The sequence below is a fragment of the Desulfurivibrio dismutans genome (genome assembly GCF_029210385.1).
Taxonomy (GTDB): Bacteria; Desulfobacterota; Desulfobulbia; order Desulfobulbales; family Desulfurivibrionaceae; genus Desulfurivibrio; species Desulfurivibrio dismutans.
Map to the genome: position 1 here is coordinate 1 of NZ_JARGDQ010000001.1, position 15288 is coordinate 15288.

13 protein-coding genes and 1 riboswitch are annotated in these 15288 nt (G+C 63.3%); of the genes, 4 read left to right on the forward strand and 9 right to left on the reverse strand.

Annotated features, from left to right (window positions below; genetic code table 11):
• Window positions 1-250 precede the first annotated feature (250 nt).
• Complete coding sequence (locus P0N66_RS00005) at window positions 251-745, forward strand: pilus assembly FimT family protein (protein ID WP_275801899.1); 495 nt, start codon at window positions 251-253, stop codon at window positions 743-745.
• 10 nt (window positions 746-755) lie between these two features.
• Here the strand turns inward: P0N66_RS00005 and thiC are convergent, their stop codons facing one another.
• The gene (gene thiC / locus P0N66_RS00010) at window positions 756-2063 is read right to left on the reverse strand and encodes a phosphomethylpyrimidine synthase ThiC (protein ID WP_275801900.1); all 1308 of its coding nucleotides are present in this window, start codon (window positions 2061-2063) and stop codon (window positions 756-758) included.
• Between the two features lie 119 nt (window positions 2064-2182).
• Window positions 2183-2372: riboswitch (cobalamin riboswitch) on the reverse strand.
• A gap of 200 nt (window positions 2373-2572) precedes the next feature.
• Between thiC and arfB the strand changes: the two genes are divergently transcribed.
• The 3 genes from arfB (at window position 2573) to P0N66_RS00025 (ending at window position 5719) form a co-directional block, all read left to right on the forward strand.
• Window positions 2573-2989 carry an alternative ribosome rescue aminoacyl-tRNA hydrolase ArfB gene (gene arfB / locus P0N66_RS00015; RefSeq protein ID WP_275801901.1) on the forward strand — a complete coding sequence of 139 codons (417 nt, stop codon included), beginning with the start codon at window positions 2573-2575 and terminating at the stop codon, window positions 2987-2989.
• Between the two features lie 251 nt (window positions 2990-3240).
• The gene (locus P0N66_RS00020; RefSeq protein ID WP_275801902.1) at window positions 3241-5013 is read left to right on the forward strand and encodes a sensor domain-containing diguanylate cyclase; all 1773 of its coding nucleotides are present in this window, start codon (window positions 3241-3243) and stop codon (window positions 5011-5013) included.
• Window positions 5014-5080: 67 nt separating this feature from the next.
• Window positions 5081-5719 (forward strand): hypothetical protein, encoded by a 639-nt coding sequence (locus P0N66_RS00025; protein WP_275801903.1) that lies wholly within the window; start codon window positions 5081-5083, stop codon window positions 5717-5719.
• A gap of 20 nt (window positions 5720-5739) precedes the next feature.
• Here P0N66_RS00025 and cobD read toward each other — a convergent pair whose 3' ends face one another.
• The 8 genes from cobD to cbiE form a co-directional block, all read right to left on the reverse strand.
• Complete coding sequence (gene cobD / locus P0N66_RS00030; RefSeq protein WP_275801904.1) at window positions 5740-6801, reverse strand: threonine-phosphate decarboxylase CobD; 1062 nt, start codon at window positions 6799-6801, stop codon at window positions 5740-5742.
• Window positions 6802-7014: 213 nt separating this feature from the next.
• Window positions 7015-7962, reverse strand: a complete 948-nt coding sequence (gene cbiB, locus P0N66_RS00035) for an adenosylcobinamide-phosphate synthase CbiB (protein ID WP_275801905.1) — start codon at window positions 7960-7962, stop codon at window positions 7015-7017.
• Window positions 7963-8014: 52 nt separating this feature from the next.
• Window positions 8015-9811, reverse strand: coding sequence for a cobyric acid synthase (locus P0N66_RS00040; protein WP_275801906.1), 1797 nt, complete (start codon window positions 9809-9811; stop codon window positions 8015-8017).
• Window positions 9808-10734, reverse strand: a complete 927-nt coding sequence (locus P0N66_RS00045) for a precorrin-3B C(17)-methyltransferase (protein WP_275801907.1) — start codon at window positions 10732-10734, stop codon at window positions 9808-9810. The genes P0N66_RS00040 and P0N66_RS00045 overlap by 4 nt, the downstream gene beginning before the upstream one ends.
• Window positions 10656-11660 (reverse strand): cobalt-precorrin 5A hydrolase, encoded by a 1005-nt coding sequence (locus P0N66_RS00050; protein ID WP_275801908.1) that lies wholly within the window; start codon window positions 11658-11660, stop codon window positions 10656-10658. The genes P0N66_RS00045 and P0N66_RS00050 overlap by 79 nt, the downstream gene beginning before the upstream one ends.
• A gap of 134 nt (window positions 11661-11794) precedes the next feature.
• Window positions 11795-12556, reverse strand: coding sequence for a precorrin-4 C(11)-methyltransferase (cobM, locus tag P0N66_RS00055; protein WP_275801909.1), 762 nt, complete (start codon window positions 12554-12556; stop codon window positions 11795-11797).
• A gap of 165 nt (window positions 12557-12721) precedes the next feature.
• Complete coding sequence (cobI, locus tag P0N66_RS00060; protein ID WP_275801910.1) at window positions 12722-13564, reverse strand: precorrin-2 C(20)-methyltransferase; 843 nt, start codon at window positions 13562-13564, stop codon at window positions 12722-12724.
• A gap of 142 nt (window positions 13565-13706) precedes the next feature.
• Window positions 13707-15263: a precorrin-6y C5,15-methyltransferase (decarboxylating) subunit CbiE gene (cbiE, locus tag P0N66_RS00065; RefSeq protein ID WP_275801911.1), complete on the reverse strand. Its 1557-nt coding sequence runs from the start codon at window positions 15261-15263 to the stop codon at window positions 13707-13709.
• Window positions 15264-15288: the final 25 nt, after the last annotated feature.

Genomic DNA, 15288 nt, shown 5'->3' on the forward strand with positions numbered 1-15288 from the left:
AAGGGCAAAGACCAGCATCGGCACGATCACCAGCCCGCCGCCGATCCCCAGCAGCCCAGCCAGCACCCCGGCCACCGCGCCGAGGGCCAGATAAAGCGGTAAAACCGCTAGCATAAGCAAAACTCTCGGGTTAAGGTTGGATCAAAAAACCCGGATCAACATGGTCGATCCGGGTGGCACTGTCAAGCTCTCAAAATTGCTAACTTATCGCTTAAAAGACGTCGGTCGCAACTTGTTTTAAGGAGAAACCATGAGATTACAAGTTTTTAAATTCAGCCATCGACATCCTTGCCGTGGGTTTGCCCTGCCCCAACTGGTGATTGTCCTGTTCGTTGGGGCCCTGCTGGCGGCTGTGTTTTTCAGTCGGACAGGAGGGGGCGGCCCCGAACACAATGCCCAGGTCGCCGATCTGAAAACCCATTTGCGATACGCCCAGGCGCGGGCCATGGAGGCGCAGGGGCCGGAAGATCCCCGTTTCTGGGGCATCCGGCGCAACGGGGGCAGCTATCAAATGGTTGTCATCGAGGCCGACGGCGAGCAGACCCACCGTATTCTTCCCGGCGAGGAAGATATCACCGTGGTGGCCGAACGGCTGAATTTTGTCGATTCCTTCCAGGCCGTCTATTTCGATCGCCAGGGCCGGCCCTACGTCGGCGACCCACCGGCTCGACCCGGCACCCATGTCGATGTGACCGTCGGTTATCGGGCGGTCAAAGTAATCCGCAACACCGGAATCATTCCCTGAACAGTTTGACTCACCGCTTGGCCGGGCTGGTGCAGTCGCTGAAGATGGCCTCGGCGTTCTTGGCGGCGCAGAACTCGCCGCACATGGTGCAGGTCTTCTGGTCCCCGGGGCTGCGGCTGTCCCGGATCTGGCGGGCTTGCGGGCCGAACAGACCCAGCTCAAACTGCTGATCCCACTGCATGTCCCGCCTGGCCCGGCTCATGTTCCGGTCCCGGTCCTTGGCCCGGTTGCCCAGCTTGACGATGTCGCCCATGTGGACTGCCAGCTTGGCCACCCGCACGCCCTCGCGAACATCGGCCTCGTTGGGCAGGGCCAGGTGCTCGGCCGGGGTGATGTAGCAGATCAGGTCGGCGCCGTAGCGGGAGGAGGAAGCGGCGCCGACGGCAGCGGTGACGTGGTCGTAACCGGCCCCGATATCGCAGGGCAGCGGCCCCAGCACGTAGTAGGGGGCATCACCGGACATCCGCTTCTGCAACTGGATGTTGCCCTCGATTTCATCCAGGGGCACGTGGCCCGGCCCTTCCACCATCATCTGGCAGCCCATCTCCCGGCCCAGTTCGGCCAGCTCACAGTTGATCACCAGTTCCGCCACCTGGGCTCGGTCCGAGGAGTCGTGGATGGCCCCGGCCCGGATGCCGTTGCCCAGGCTCAGGACCACGTCATGGCGGCGCAAAATCTCCGCCACCCGGTCGAACTGGGTGTACAGGGGGTTGTCGCGGTTGTTGGCCAGCATCCAGGCGATCATCTGGGTGCCGCCCTTGGAGACCAGGCCGCCGTAGCGGTAGCCCTGTTTGCGCAGCCGCTCGATGGTATAGAGGTTGATGCCGCAGTGGATGGCCATGAAGCTGATGCCGTCGGCGCACTGCTGTTCGATCAGGTCGAACAACAGCTCTTCATCCAGCTTGTTGGGGTTGCCGTAGCGGCGGGAGGCCTCGCAGAAGGCCTGGTAGAGGGGGACGTTGCCCACCGGCAGGGCGGTGGCGGCCAGCACCCGGCGCCGGACTTCGTCAAGATTGCCGCCCACCGACAGCTCCATCAGGGTGTCGGCCCCTTCCTCTTCGGCGGCCTTGGCCTTGGTCTCCTCGGCGGCGAAATCGATGATGTCGCTGGAGGTGCCGATGCTGGCGTTGACCTTGGTCCTCAGGCCTCGGCCGATGCCCACCGCCCGCTGCTGCCGCCCGTGGTTGCAGGGAATGACGATGGTGCCCCGGGCGACGCCCTCTTGCACCATTTCCACGGCCACCCCTTCGGCGGCGGCCACTTGGGCCATTTCGTCGCTAATTTCTCCTGCCCTTGCCCGTTCAATCTGAGTTGCCATGACCTTGTTCTCCTTGTTCAAGGTTGTGGCGGGGGCAAAAACAAAAAAAGCCCCCAGCCATGCTAAAATGGCTGGAGACTTTTCCATCATCTCCAGAAAGGTCCCGTCACGCGCGGGAACCGGTTTCCGACCAAGGGGCAGGCCTTCTGGCTCACGGATCAACGCTTTCCCGAGCCTTCCCGTTCAGCGGAACAGTGGCTTTATTCGAGATCGCTAACCGTTTACAGCGGCGGGACCGCCCGGGATTTTCACCCGGTTTCCTATTCTCCCCCGGCAATGGCCGGAGGCACCCCTTGGTTGACTGCTTTTTGCAAACCTGGCAAAGTTAGCCGGAACCCGAGTTTCTTGCAAGCTTCTTGTCGACCTCGGCCAGGGCAACGTCAAAGTCGGCCGCCACCCCCGGGCCACAGCAATGACTTTGACGGGTCCCTGCGATTGTGGCAGGCGGGCCGGTGTGGCCGGCAACGTTGGTGGTTGCAAGCAAAAGCTTGCCGGAAAAGGTGAAAAATATGCGCATTAACAGAACACTGACCATACCGGAAACGGAACTGGAATTTACCGCCATCCGGGCCGGCGGGCCGGGCGGGCAGCACGTCAACAAGGTCGCTAGCGCCATCCAGCTCTTTTTTGATATCCGGGCCTCCTCCCTGCCGGAGCTTTACAAGGAGCGGCTGCTGGCCCTCAGCGACCGGCGGATCACCGCCGACGGGGTGGTGGTGATCAAGGCGGCGCGCCATCGCAGCCAGGAGAAGAACAAGGAGGAGGCCCGCCAGCGTTTGCGCGAACTGATCGCGGCGGTAACCAGGGAGCCTAAGAAACGCAAACCCACCCGCCCCACCAAGGCCGCCAGGAAAAAACGGATGGACGCCAAAACCCGCACTTCCAGGATCAAGGGGCTGCGCAAGCAGGTTGGCTCCGGTGATTGAATGTTTTTGTCAGGTAGTTTAATGTTTTCCTCGGGCAATGTTACATTGAAGTACCATTTGTGATTACGTCTAAAATTAATGGTTGCTTTGATCTCGCGGCTGTGTCAACTTTATGTTAAGGTAAGTTTTGTTGTAGTTTTCTGTTCTTGGCAAAGTTTACAATCAAGCCTGGTGCGTCTATGGCCACGGCCATGTAATGACGGTCAAAGTGGTTTTCGGCTTATCGGCTTTATTTTCTACTTGAGTGACAGATGCAGACCCCGGTTAATTCCATAGACACTGAGCTTCCCGCAGACACTGAGCTTCCCGCCGAGCAACTGCTGGATATGATCCAGACCGGTTTATTGCTCTGCCATGATAATGGCCGGCTTTTTTTTGCCAATCAGTGGGCCAGGGAAATGCTGGATCGTGCCGGGGTGGAGCTGGCGGAGAAAGTCTGCCAAAGCCTGTTCGCTAAAGACGATGTTACTTGCGCCACCTGCCCTGCGGCCGGTGCTGCCGCCGGCGCTCGTCAAGGTCGCCAGGCGCTTACCATTAACGGGAAAAACGGTGGTATGCATCTTAAAATCTACTGCCGGTCGTGGCAGGGATATCAGTTGCTGACCATCCATGATGTGACGGAAGAGATCAGTCTGCTCAGGCGCTCTGAGTTACATAAAAAAGAGCTGCTGGCCAAAAATGTGCTGCTTGAGCGCAGCCGCCGTCGCAATGCGGCCGAGCAGGATTTTCTGGCTCAATTGATGAACAACCTGCCCGATGCCCTGGTGGCGGTGGATGAAGCCTTTCGTGTCGAGCGGAAAAACAGTGAGGCGGAAAAGATGTTGGCCGTCGATAACTCCCAGTGTTTCGCTTTGTTGGGGCGCGCCGCGCCATGTCCGGATTGCCCGGCCCGGCACGGCTTCGCCTGGGCCGCCGGGCAGAAAAAAAGTCACGAGATCGACGGGCGGATTGTTACCGAGATCTTTTCTGCCGGGCCCAACGGCCGGGGCGGGTTGCTGCTCTTTCGCGACAACACCCGGCAGGTGAAACTGATCAGTCAGATCCGCGAACATCGCGAGGAAATTGCCAACAAGAATCAATTACTTTCGCTGCTGGTGGATTTCGGCACCTATCTGCAACAGGAAAATGACGGCCTGGAAGTGGCGGTCTATTTCCTGCATTCCATTTTGCCGGTGCTGCACCGGGGGGCGGCGGCCGTACTGGTGCATAGTACCCGGCCGGGGGTGCTCTGGCTGAGCCAGCAGCGGGGAATAGAAGCGGCCGATTTCGAGCGGATCAGGAAGGCCTGTCTTACCAGGGAGTTTTCTCAGGATCTATCGGCTGGGCTGGTCCCATCCCCGGTGCTTCCCTGGTCCGCAGGAACCCAGTTGCCGTTGGTGGGGTCCACGGGCCGGCGGATCGGTCTGGTGATCATGGAAGGGGTGCTGGCCGAGGAGCAAAAAGATAAGCTCAAACTGGTTCTTGAGCCCCTGGGCGCTTATTTCCAGAACCAGATCCTGTTGCGGCAACTGGAAGATGAAGCCAATACCGACGGGCTTACCGGGCTGTTTAACCGCAGCTATCTTAATAAGGCCCTGGTAGAGGAACAGGACAAGTTCAACGAGTACGGCACCCCTTACTCATTGGTCCTGGCCGATGTTAACAAGCTTAAAAAACTAAACGATGAATACGGCCATGAGGCCGGCGACCGGTTGATCGTTACCGTTGCGCAGGAACTAAAGAAAAGCCTGCGGCCCACCGATATCGTGGCCAGAACCGGGGGGGACGAATTTGTGCTGTTGATGTCCAACTGCCCGGAGGTTGATGCCGGCCATTTTGTCCAGCGCCTGAAAAATCAGGTTTTCCGCCACCAGCAGCTGGATTTGGACAACGGCGAAAAATTTCCCATTACCCTCAGCCTTGGGTGGGCCGGTATTGACGCTGATGTCGGTGAGGCAAACAGCGCGACCCTGCTCAAAGAGGCGGATAAAAGGATGTATGCTGATAAGCAGCAGTTTTACCGGGAGCAGTCACGTTATCGCTAACGGTTGAGAGTAAACGAGGCAACTGCCGGATTTTGGCTGCCTATATTTTCAAGGGATGAGTGACTAAATGGCAAACGACCACAATCCGCAAATGGAAGAACAGCTCAAGGCCCTGGTGGACATTACCGATGCCCTGCTCCGGGGTGATTTTAAGGAAACTCCGCCGGAAATTGACGCCGAGGGGCTGCTTTCGGTGCTGGCCAGACAGATCAACACCATGCTGCTCAACATGCGGACCATGCAGACGCCGCTGGCCAATGCCGGAGAGCAGGCGCCTTTTCTGGTCGGTAATGCCCGGGATGTGGTGGAGTTGATGGAACAGGCCACCGGGGAGGTGCTGGACAAGGCCGACAGGGTGATTGTTCAGGCCGAGCTGCTGGAGCAGCGGCTTGGTGGCACAGGCCAGCAGGAACAAGCCGACAATGTGGCGTTAGTGGCTGAAATTAAGGCGGCGGTTTATGATATCATTGCCTCCCAGTCGTACCAGGATGTCGCCCGGCAGCGGATGGAAAAGCAGATCGCCGATCTCAACCAGGTGCGAGACTGGCTCATTGAGGTGCTGGTGGTGTTAAATCTTAAGAAAGACAGTTCGGCGGCCAATATCGAGAAGAAAAAGGAACTGTTGCGCGAGGTGTATAACGACAGCACTCCGTCTTCGCTCAAGCAGGATCTGGTCGACGAACTGTTGAGCGAATACGGTTTTTAGGCCGTCCTGATCCCCGCATTTTACAAGATGACAGCCAGGGCCGCCAGCAGGCGCTGGTTTTCCCGGCGGCTGCGGACGGCGGTGCGCAAGAAATGGGCATTGAGGCCGCGGAAATTGGCGCAGTCGCGCAGTGCGATGCCTTGCCGCAGCAGCCCGGTGAGCAGGGCGGGGGCTTGGGGGGTTTCCAGCAGCAGGTAGTTGGCGGTGGCGGGGTAGACTTTAGCGCCGGTGTGCCGGGCCAGTTCGTTGGCCAGCCAGGGCCGTTCCTCGGCCATGAAGCGGCGGCTGCGGTGGGCGAATTCTTCATCGGTCAGGGCGGCGCCGGCGGCCGCTTCGGCCAGGGTGTTGACGCTCCAAGGTTCCTTGTTGGCCAGGAAAGCGGCGCGCAAGCGGCGCGGCAGCAGCAGAAAGCCCAGCCGCAGGCCGGGCAGGGCGTAGAACTTGGTCAGGGAGCGCAGGATCAGCAGGTGAGTATTGTGGCAATGGCCCAGCAGGGAGACCTCCGGGCAGAAGTCGGCAAAGGCCTCATCCAGCAGCAGGTGGCAGCGGTGGCTTTTGGCGGCGTCGGCAATGGTCGTTACTTCGTCCCGGCTTAAGGCGTGGCCGGTGGGGTTGTTGGGGTTGCAGAGCAGGGCCAGGTCGCAGTCGGCCATGGCGGCAATGAAGGGTGCCGGTTCGATGCGAAACTCCTTTTTCCTGCTCAAGCGCAGCCACTTGATTTCCGCCCCCGCCAGCCGGGCGGCCCGTTCATATTCACCAAACCCTGGGGCGGTCAGCAGCACCCGGCGGGGCTTGAGTACCCGCAGGGCCAGGTAGATCAGCTCGGTGCTGCCGTTGCCGGCCAGCAGCAGCTCGGGGTTGACCCGGTAGGCCTCGGCGATGGCCGCTACCAGTTGCCCGGCCAGGGGGTCGGGGTAATGGCCCAGCCGGTCGATGGTGTCGATGATCGCTTGGCGGGCCGCCGGCGGCATCCCCAGTGGGTTAATGGAGGCGCTGAAGTCCAGCAGTTCCTCTTCCGGGCGTCCGGCTTGGGCGGCCAGTTGGCGCAGGTTGCCGCCGTGGGGGGTGGTGGTTAATTGCATGAAAATACCTCGTGGTGGCACTTGTGGTAAACGTTCAGCGGTACAGTTCTCCGGCGTAAGCCCCGGGTAACCAAAACACCAGAGCCAATAACTTGCTGATGTAACGGGCCGTAACCGAGCAGCCGTGCCGCAGATTGTGGCAAGCAGCCAGGCGCCGCGTACTCCTGTACGTAAGCCTGGCTGCTCGCCACAAGGTGCGGTGCGGCTGTTCGGTTACGAAGCTAGCAGGATTGCCGTCAGCAGGGCCAGCAGGGCGGTGAGGCGGATGATGGCCCGGGCGTCTTGGCCGGCGGCGCGCAGATCATGCCGGTTGTCGCCGATAAAGGGTTTGTCTTTGAGTTGGCCGAAATAACTGGTCGGGCCGCCCAACTGGATACCCAGGGCGCCGGCCAGGGCCGCTTCCGGAATGCCGCTGTTGGGGCTGGCGTGGTTGCGGCCGTCCCGCCGCATGATCCGCCAGGCGGCGGTGGCCCGGCTAGGTCGACCGTAGTCCAGCAGCCAGACGGCCAGGATGATCAGCAGGGCGGTGAGCCGGGCCGGCAGATAGTTGGCTAGATCATCGAGCCGGGCCGAGGCCCGCCCCAGTTCGACGTATTTTTCATTTTTATACCCCACCATGGAATCCAGAGTATTGATCGCCTTGTAGGCCAGGGCCAGGGGCAGCCCGCCCAGGCCCAGGTAGAATAGCGGTGCGACGATACCGTCGGAGGCGTTTTCCGCCAGGGTTTCCAGGGCCGCCCGCCGCACCCCGTCGGCATCCAAGGCGGCGGTGTCCCGGCCGACGATATGGCTGAGCAGTTCCCGGGCCCGTTGCAGATCATCGCAGACCAGAACCTCTCGCACCCGCAGCAGCAACTCCCGCGCCGAGATGGTGGCGGCGGCCAGATAAAGCACCAGCAAAGCCGCCAGCAGCCCCGCCCAGCCCCCGCCGCCGCTTGCCAAACGGGTAAGGGCCAGCCCCGCCGCCCAAGCGCCCAGGGGCACCACCGCCGCCAGCAGCACTCCGGCCAGCCGCAAATTTTTCAGCCGCCGCAGCAAGGCTTCCAGCCGGACAATGACGGCGCCGATCAGCCGCACCGGGTGGGGCAGCCGCGGCGGGTCACCGACCAGAGCGTCGATGAAAAAGGCCAGGGCGACAATCAGGGGGGAAAAGGTAAGCATCACAGCCACTCCCACGAGGCGAGGAACGGCGGGATTTTATCTTGCTCAGGTGTCATGGATTCCCTTTATCCAGCAGGCGGTAAATCTGCTCCATGTCCAGGGCCTGGCGGACGGTGGCGGCCAGGCGGTCGAAGGCCGGTTCCAGGTCGTAGGGGGCCTGGATTTTTGTTAAAGGGGTCAGCCCCCTACGCTGGCGGAGGCGGTCGATGAACCAGCGGCGGAAGTGGTCGGCGTCGAAGATTCCGTGCAGGTAGCTGCCCCAGATCAGGCCGTTGGGGGAGCAGGCGCCTTCCGGGGTGGGGCCGTCCTGCAGGGCCGGGGCGCCCTCCACTTGGCTTTGGCCGTGGTGGATTTCGTAGCCGTGGACCTCCAGGCCCGAGGCCAGGTGGGTGAAACGCCGCTGCACCAGGGTTTTCTCCGGAGCCAAGGTGGTTTCCAGGGGCAGCAGGCCCAGGCCGGTGACCCGGCAGGTGGCGGTCGCCGGCGGTGATGCCGGCTCCCCGTTGTTGGCGGTGGCGGTTGTCGCCTGTGGCGGCGGGGATTGGTGCTGGTCATTGCTACGGCTGGTACTGTTGATATCCGGGTTGCCGGTGACGGTTTCCAGGCCCAGGGGGTCGGCGATGGTCCGGCCCAGCATCTGGAAGCCGCCGCAGATGCCGACGATCTCGCATTTGCCCGCCGTCACGGCTTCGGTGATGGCGACATCCAGGCCGGTGCGGCGCAAAAAGGCCAGGTCGGCGATGACGTTTTTGCTGCCCGGCAGGATGATGACATCCGCTTCACCCAGTTCCTCGGGGCGTCGCACCAGGCCGATGGCCACGTCCGGTTCGGCCAGGAAGGGTTCGAGATCGGTGAAGTTGGAGATATGGGGCAGGTCGATCACCGCCAGGCGCAGGTCGGCGGGGCCGGTGCTTTTACGGGTGTAGAGCCCCTGCTTGAAGCTCACCGAATCTTCCTGGGGCAGGCCCAGATCACTAAGATAGGGCACCACCCCCAGCACCGGCCGCCCGGTGCGGCTGATCATAAACTCCAGGGCCGGGTCCAGCAGGCTGGCATCGCCACGAAAACGGTTGATCACGTAACCGGCCAGCAGTTCCCGCTCCCAGGGTTCCATCAATTCAAAATGGCCGACCAGCGAGGCAAACACCCCGCCCCGCTCGATGTCGCCCACCAGCAGCACCGGGGCGGCGGCGTAGCGGGCCATCTCCATGTTGACGATATCGTGGCTTTTGAGGTTGATCTCGCCGGGGCTGCCGGCCCCCTCCAGGACGATGACGTCGTACTCCGCCGCCAGCTCGTCGTAGGCCCGGTGGGCGGCGGCGGCCGCCTGGGGCTTGTAAGCAATATATTCCGCCACCTTCATGTTGCCCACCGGCCGGCCGTTAACAATCACCTGGCTGCCCACCTCGCTGGAGGGCTTGAGCAGCACCGGGTTCATCCGCACGTCGGGGTCGATTCTGGCGGCCTGGGCCTGGACCACCTGGGCCCGGCCCATCTCCAGGCCGTCACGGGTGACAAAGGAGTTGAGCGACATGTTCTGGGCCTTGAAGGGCGCCACCCGCACCCCGTCCTGGAGCAGGATGCGGCACAGGGCGGCGGCCATGATCGACTTGCCGGCATCGGAGCCGGTGCCCTGGAGCATGATGGCGGCGGCCCGCCGGCCGTTGCCCTGTAAGCGATCACAGGGCAACGCATCTTGCGGCGATCGAGCCGGCTCACGTACTGAGGTACGCTTCGCCGTCTCGCTTGCCACAACCTGCGGCACCCTGTGACCGCTTACCCCGTGGACATCGTGATTGGATACGTTGCCTTTTTTATGGCCGTGGTTGACAGGGAACATGGTGGTCATGCCGCCGGTTGCAGATTATATTTGCTGCCGTAGCCCCGGGGGGTAATCAGCAGCTCGTTCCAGGTGTAGCTCTGCGCATTGCCGATGATCACCGTGGACTGCATGCCGATGTCCGCAAACGGCATCTCCGCCAGGGTGGTGAGGATGATCTTTTCCTCCGGCCGGGTGGCGGCGGTGACAATGCCCACCGGGGTCTGCGGGTCGCGGTGCTCAAGAAAAATCTCCCGGGCCTTGACGATCTGCTCGGTGCGCCGCTTGGAGCGGGGGTTGTAGATCACGGTGACAAAATCGGCCGCGGCCACGGCCTGCAACCGCTTGGCGATGGTCTCCCAGGGGGTCAGCAGGTCCGACAGGCTGACGGCGGCAAAGTCGTGCATCAGGGGTGCTCCCAGCCGGGCGGCGCAGGCATTGAGGGCGGCAATACCGGGGATCACCTCGATGTTGATGTTGCCCCGGTCCTTTCCCCTGCCGGTGCGAGCCTTAGCGTGAAGTTGGTTTTGCGCGTCACCGGCGGAAATTTCGTCCTCGTTTACCCCCCCTCTCCCGGTCAACAAGGGTTCGTTCGCCCCTTCCCGGTCATCTGTCCTCCGTCTTCCGTCTTCTGCCCCCGCCAGCTCAAAGACCAGCCCGGCCATGGCGTAGATGCCGGGGTCACCGCCGGAGACCAGGGCCACCGTTCGTCCCTCTTCGGCCAGCTCCAGGGCCCGGCGGCAGCGTTCTACCTCCTTCATCATCTCCGAGGAAATCACCTCCTTGCCCGCCAGCAGATCCGGGATCAGTTCCAGGTAGGTGCGGTAGCCGACGATGCAGTCAGCGTCGTTGAGGGCGGCAATGGCCGCCCCGGTCAGGTGTTCCGGGCCGCCGGGACCGGTGCCGACAAGATAAATTTTGCCCGGGCCAGGGCCAGAGTCACGTTGCGCCATTTTTGTTTCCTTATCATCAGTTGATGGTTGCCGCTGCTCAGCAGGGCGGCGGGTTCGGCCACCCCGCCGGCGCCGGTGGCCTTGAGTACCGCCGGCGCCGGCTTGAGGCCGGCCACTTGGTTCAGTTCGTCTTTACTGTAGAAAGTCAGGGGCCAGCGGCGGCTGGCGGCCAGTTCCAGCAGGCCCGGTTCGTCTTGTTTCAAATCGATGCTGGCCAGGTTGCGGATGGCCGCCGGGGCCAGCCGATGAGCGGCCAGCAGTTCGTCGATGGCCGCCGCCATCTCTTGGGCGGGGGTGCCCCGATTGCAGCCGATGCCCAGCACCAGACAGCGGGGATGCAGCAGCAGGGTGGTCGGCGGCCAGTCGGTGCGAATGGAGACGATGATCTCCGCCGCCGCCGGTTCGGCGACCAGTTCCAGCCCGGCGGGCAGGCTGTCCACCGCCGTCTCGCTGTAGACCCGCAGGGCGCCCTGATCGACCAGCCGGGCGGCGGCGCGGGTCATCACCTCCGGGTGGGCGGGAACCAGTTGCTGGCCGTCGGCCCAGAGATCCAGGGCCGGCAGGCCCAGCACATCGGAGGCGGTGGTAATCACCGCCCGGCCCCGGCAGACCGCCGCCACCCGCCGGGCCAACTCGTTGCCCCCGCCCAGGTGACCGGAAAGCAGGCTGACGGCATGCTGTCCACCTTCATCCACCACCACCAGGCCGGGATCTTGATGTTTGTCGCGCAAAAGCGGGGCGACGGCCCGCACCACGATGCCGGTGGCCATCACGCAGACCAGGCCGTGGTAACGGCGCCAGGCCCCGGCCAGGGCGGCCTTGATGCCGTCGTCCACCGGCACCAGCTCGGCCCCGTCCAGCTCGGCCGCCAGCTGTGCCGCCAGCTTCCGCCCCCCGGCGGTTATGGCTAGAATTCCGATTTTCATCAACAGTTCTCGGTTAACCCCAATAAGATGGTAAAGGTGTAGCAGGGCCGCAGGTCGCGGCAAGCAGGCCGGTGCCGCATAGTTCGTCTGTGCAAGCCGGGCTGTTAACCGCTTTCGGCCCTGTGGTCGCCCGTTTATCGGTAACCATGGGAAAAATCCGGATCATAGAGCTTGGACAGCGCCGGCGGCGCGCCCGCCGTCAGCACCTTGCCCACCACGATGATCGCCGTCTTGCTGATTCCCGCTTCTCTTGCCTTGCCGGCAATATCGGCCAGGGTGCCGCGAACGATCAGCTCTTCCGGCTGGCTGGCATTGGCCACCACCGCCGCCGGGGTGTCGGCCGGGTAACCGCCGATTAGCAGGTCAGCGGTAACCTCGTCCATCATCCCGGCACTTAATAAAATGGTCATGGTGGCCTGGCAGGCGGCCAGGGCGGGGAGCTGTTCCCGCTCCGGCACCGGGGTGCGGCCGCCCCGGCGGGTAATGATCACGCTTTGGCTCACCTCCGGCAGGGTTAATTCGGCGCTCAGGGCGGCGGCGGCGGCGGTCACCGAACTGACCCCCGGCACTACCCGCCAGGGAATGCCCAGTTCGCCCAGCCGCGCCATCTGCTCGCCGATGGCCCCGTAAATGGCTGGGTCGCCGGTGTGCAGCCGCACCACCCGCTGGCCCCGGCGCCAGCCGGCGGCCAGCAGCTCGATCACCTCATCCAGGGTCAGGCCGGCGGAGTTGTGGATTTCCGCCGTCAGGCCGGCCAGCAGGGTTTCCGGCACCAGGCTGCCGGTATAGACGATCAGCTCGGCTTCAGCCAGCAGCCGCTGGCCCTTGACGGTGATCAGCTCGGGATCACCGGGTCCGGCCCCGACAAAATGGATGATGTTGGCGGAATTGTTCACAGTTGCTCCTCTAAAGGTTGCTGGTCCGTTTACCAAATCAAAGTGGTTAACTGCTAAGCGGTCACGGGGTGCCGCAGGTTGTGACAAGCGGGACGGCGAAGCGTACATCAGTACGTGAGCCGGCCCGATCGCCGCAAGATGCGGTGCCCCGTAACCGCTTACGGTTTATTTTCTGACGATGATGGTGGAAAAATAATGCATCTCCCGGTTCATGGCGGCGGTCAGGTCGCGGCTGATCAGCTCGCCCTCCTGGCCGGATTTTTCAACCAGCACCGCCTTGTCCAATAACTGCATTTCCGCCAGCAGGGGAACCAGCCGGTCCATCACCCGGTGGACCTTCATCAGCACCACGGTTTCGAAATTCTCCAGGGTTTCGCGCAGGCGGCCGTTTTCAAAGGTGGCCGGAAGCACTACCAGGCGGTCATCCCCCAGGCACAGGGGCTGCCGGATCGAGGCCGCCGCCGAGCCCATGGCCGAAACCCCGGGGATGATCTCCACCCTGGCTTTGGGGGCCAGTTCCAGCAGGGTTTCACAGAGATAAAAACCGGTGCTGTAGATGGCGGGGTCGCCCAGGGTGGGAAAGACCACGTCATGCCCGGCCCTCAGCCGCTCTTGCACCAACTCCGCCGCTGCCCGCCAGGCGGCGGCCACTTCCGGGGCCGGGGGCTGGTTCATGCGAATCTTGAGCATGGGGAAATGGTGACTGATCACCTCCTTGCCGGCGGGGTCCACCACCTGGGCCAGGATGTTGAGGGCGGTGCTGTCGCCTTCCCGGCAGCCTTTGGGCACCAGCCAGACCGGCGCCTGCTTCAGCAGCCGAACGGCCTTCAGGGTCAGCAGCTCCGGGTCGCCGGGGCCGACGCCGATAATATGGAGGGTGCCGGCCACGGCGGGCTTGGTAGCGCTTGGTCCCTTGGCCGGTTGGTGCCGTCCTCCCGGAGAGTTCGGGGTGTTCGGGGAGGGTGGGGTGGTGAAACCGGTAGCTGCGGGTTCGCTTTTAAGGTCCATGTTGGTCAACTCTTTTCTCATTTGTGGTTGTGGTTCATTGGCTGGAAATTCTTCAAGGTCAGTGGGTTTGGCCCCCGTCCGGAAGCCATGCGACTTTGACGTTGCCCTGGCCCGCTGGCCGATTTTAGTGAGGTCGTCCTCTTCATTGTTTTTGGCCGCAAATAATGCTGATGGGGTTCAGCCTGATTTCGGTGCCGGGGTCGGCCGCCGCCGTACCCGCCGGATCTGCCGTGCCCGTCGTACCCGTCGCATCCGCCGGGCTGGTGACTGTCTCCCACCGGCGGCTGATGCTGACTTCCGTTACTTCCACCGTACAGCCATGCTGATGGAGCAGAAGCGGGGCCTGCGCTTTGGTGGCGGCGGTGACGCCGTTGATCACCACCCGGCCGCCGGGGCGCAGGCGGGGCAGGGCGGCGGCGAGAATTTCCGCCAGGCAGCCGCCGCTGCCGCCGATGAAAATCCGGTCCGGGTCCGGCAGGGCGGCCAGGGCCGCCGGGGCCTCACCGGCCACCGGCCGGATGGTGAAGGCGGCCAGGTTGACGATATTGGCCTTGATGTTGGCCAGTTCCTCTTCCCGCCGCTCCACCGCGTAAACGGCCAGGCCGGGGGCCAGCCGGGAGGCCTCCAGGCTCACCGAGCCACTGCCGGCGCCAAGATCCCAGAAGACGCCGGCAGCGGGCAGACGAAGCTTGTGCAGGGTGACGGCCCGCACCTCATCCTTGGTGATCAGCCCCCGGCTGTGGCGTATTTCCTCGGCTCGCAGGCCCAGGGCGGCTGGAAGCTCGGCGGTCGCCTTCGCTGGCCCGTTGCTTGGCCCGGCGGCGGCTAATTTCCCCGCCACCTTGCTTGCCGGTTCACCGTCGCCGCTTGCGGGTTCCTGCCGATGTTCACCAGGTCCAGCAAGCTGCTGAACGTTTACGGATCCTTCGGCCCGCAGCAGAATCATGATATTAAGCGGGGCAAACCGCTGCCCGGCGATGTCGTCCAGGCTGCCGGTGGTCAGCCGTTCTTCCGGGCCACCCAGGTTTTCCGCCACCAGCACCCGGGTGGCGGCCAATACCTGCTCGGCGCCCACCAGCGTCAGGTAGTCCCGCAGGCGGGCAGCGATTACATCCGGCGAACGGCGGCCATCGGTGAAGATAATGGTCTTGGGGGCCGTCAAAAGGGCGCCGGTGGCCGACCACCAGTCGGCCTGTAAACGATCACGGAACACCGCCGAAAGCGGTGATCGGGCCGGCTCACGTGTCGAAGCAGGTATCGCCGTCCCAGCAGACGCCACCTGCCCCACCCCGTGATCAGTAACGTCGGCCTTGCTGGTTGTCCGGCCGTGCAGGCTGATGATCCGGGCATCGTCCCAGGGCAGCCGGAAGCGGGCGCAGGCCTGCTGCACGGTGGAGAGTGCCGGCAGAAACGCCAGTTGCTCCGGGGCAAAGTTTTGCAACAGGGTACGGCCGATCCCGAAAAAGAGCGGATCGCCGCTGGCCAGCACCCCCACGTCCCCCAGTGGCAGATGTTCACCGATGGCGGCCAGGGCTCGCTTTAGCGGGGTGACCGGTACCACCGGGATATCCAACCCGGCGGCCAGCGGCCGAAGCCGTTCACCGGCGATCAGACAACGGCAGCCGGCCAGGGCCCGGCGCTGTCGGTCGCTCAGGCCGTCGTCGCCGACGCCGATAACTATGATGCTTGCCCGGGTCATGCTTTCTTTGCGCGCTCCGCTTGAT

Excerpts from the sequence above, each read along its gene's own strand:
- P0N66_RS00005 (WP_275801899.1), top strand. The coding sequence starts at position 251 with ATGAGATTACAAGTTTTTAAATTCAGCCATCGACATCCTTGCCGTGGG.
- thiC (WP_275801900.1), bottom strand. The coding sequence starts at position 2,063 with ATGGCAACTCAGATTGAACGGGCAAGGGCAGGAGAAATTAGCGACGAA.
- arfB (WP_275801901.1), top strand. The coding sequence starts at position 2,573 with ATGCGCATTAACAGAACACTGACCATACCGGAAACGGAACTGGAATTT.
- P0N66_RS00020 (WP_275801902.1), top strand. The coding sequence starts at position 3,241 with ATGCAGACCCCGGTTAATTCCATAGACACTGAGCTTCCCGCAGACACT.
- P0N66_RS00025 (WP_275801903.1), top strand. The coding sequence starts at position 5,081 with ATGGCAAACGACCACAATCCGCAAATGGAAGAACAGCTCAAGGCCCTG.
- cobD (WP_275801904.1), bottom strand. The coding sequence starts at position 6,801 with ATGCAATTAACCACCACCCCCCACGGCGGCAACCTGCGCCAACTGGCC.
- cbiB (WP_275801905.1), bottom strand. The coding sequence starts at position 7,962 with ATGCTTACCTTTTCCCCCCTGATTGTCGCCCTGGCCTTTTTCATCGAC.
- P0N66_RS00040 (WP_275801906.1), bottom strand. The coding sequence starts at position 9,811 with ATGACCACCATGTTCCCTGTCAACCACGGCCATAAAAAAGGCAACGTA.
- P0N66_RS00045 (WP_275801907.1), bottom strand. The coding sequence starts at position 10,734 with ATGGCGCAACGTGACTCTGGCCCTGGCCCGGGCAAAATTTATCTTGTC.
- P0N66_RS00050 (WP_275801908.1), bottom strand. The coding sequence starts at position 11,660 with ATGAAAATCGGAATTCTAGCCATAACCGCCGGGGGGCGGAAGCTGGCG.
- cobI (WP_275801910.1), bottom strand. The coding sequence starts at position 13,564 with ATGGACCTTAAAAGCGAACCCGCAGCTACCGGTTTCACCACCCCACCC.
- cbiE (WP_275801911.1), bottom strand. The coding sequence starts at position 15,263 with ATGACCCGGGCAAGCATCATAGTTATCGGCGTCGGCGACGACGGCCTG.